This window comes from Curtobacterium sp. MCBA15_013 (genome assembly GCF_001865095.1).
GTDB lineage: Bacteria > Actinomycetota > Actinomycetes > Actinomycetales > Microbacteriaceae > Curtobacterium.
This window is the reverse complement of sequence record NZ_MJGQ01000038.1, coordinates 1-1,323: the sequence shown is the minus strand read 5'-3', so window position 1 is coordinate 1,323 and position 1,323 is coordinate 1. Positions and strand designations below refer to the sequence as shown.

The 1,323-nt window shown below is 70.4% G+C and carries 1 protein-coding gene; it reads right to left on the bottom strand.

The window, feature by feature from the left end; all coding sequences use genetic code 11:
- Positions 1–36: 36 nt before the first annotated feature.
- Positions 37–1,011 (bottom strand): COX15/CtaA family protein, encoded by a 975-nt coding sequence (locus tag BIV01_RS13615; protein ID WP_071303180.1) that lies wholly within the window; start codon positions 1,009–1,011, stop codon positions 37–39.
- Positions 1,012–1,323 lie beyond the last annotated feature (312 nt).

The following is a 1,323-nucleotide window of genomic DNA, read 5'->3' as shown; positions in this document are numbered from 1 at the left end:
GTGGGGTGTCGGGGACCGCGTGCGGTGCGTCGCGCGTCAGCCCGCGATCGGCTCGCGGACGGCCTGGCGACCGGCGGTGCCGCGCGTGGAGAGCGTCATGACCGTGGTGGCGCCGACGAGCAGCCCCGCGAGGACCATGTGCGTCCCCACCAGACCGACCGGCAGCCCCGTGCGCGCCTGGGTGAGCCCGACGGCGATCTGGACGAACTCGACCACCAGGAGCAGCAGCGCCCACTTGCTCGACAGGCGCAGGCGGACCGCGCCGACCACGAGGACGAGGGTCAGGGCGAACAGGACGTAGGCGGGGATCGCGTGCAGGTGCTCCATCACGGCGGGGTCGAAGCCCGTGCGGTGCAGTCGTCCGCCGTCGACCGCCTCGTCGGCGCCGGCGTGCGGGCCGCTGCCGGTGGTGAGGATGCCGACGAGCACGGTGACGACGACCGCGGCGATGGTGCCGCGCACGACGCCGGTGTACCAGCCGGGGACGAGCCGCTCGGCGGTGCGCGGACCACGCATGGCGCGGTAGACGAGTGCGGCGGTGACCGCCGTGAGCGCGGCGGAGACGACGAAGTGCAGCCCGACGACGAACGGGTTGAGGTTGGTCCAGACGCTCATGCCGCCGATCACGGCCTGCACCGGGATCGCTGCGCCCTGGGCGAACGCGAGCCAGAACAGTTCGGGGCGCGTGCGGCGCATCCGGACGACGAGCAGGAACATGGCGATCGCGACGACGACGAGCACGAAGGTGAGCAGTCGGTTGCCGAACTCGATGACGCCGTGGATGCCCATCTCGGGCGTCGAGACGAGGGAGTCCGCCGTGCACTTCGGCCAGGTCGGGCACCCGAGACCCGATGCGGTGAGGCGGACGAGGCCGCCCGTGCCGATCAGGATCACCTCGACGACGAACGACGCCCAGGCGAGGACGACGACACGCTGGTCGACGACACGGGGGAGCGACCACCACCGCGCACGGCGGACGTCCTGGTCGACGGGGGATGCGACGCGAGTCACGAGCGTGGTGCCTTCCTGTTGTTCCGTGCAGCGAACCTGTAGGATTCGAGGGTTCAGCAGCAGTCAAGTCTAGGCAGGCGCCGGCTCCGAATGGTCCGAGATCGCCGTTCACACCCAGGACGTCGACACTCAGGGCTGTGTGGAACCATCGACGTTGCGAGGGAGCAACACCGTGTCCACCGTGCGCGCGACGAGCGTGTCGGGGGTCTGCGGTGGAATGGCGTCCAGACGCCACGGGTTGACACCCGAAGACGCTGCCGCGAGAAGGAAACGAGGAGACCATGTCCGACGTGCTCATCGACCGTCCCGAGC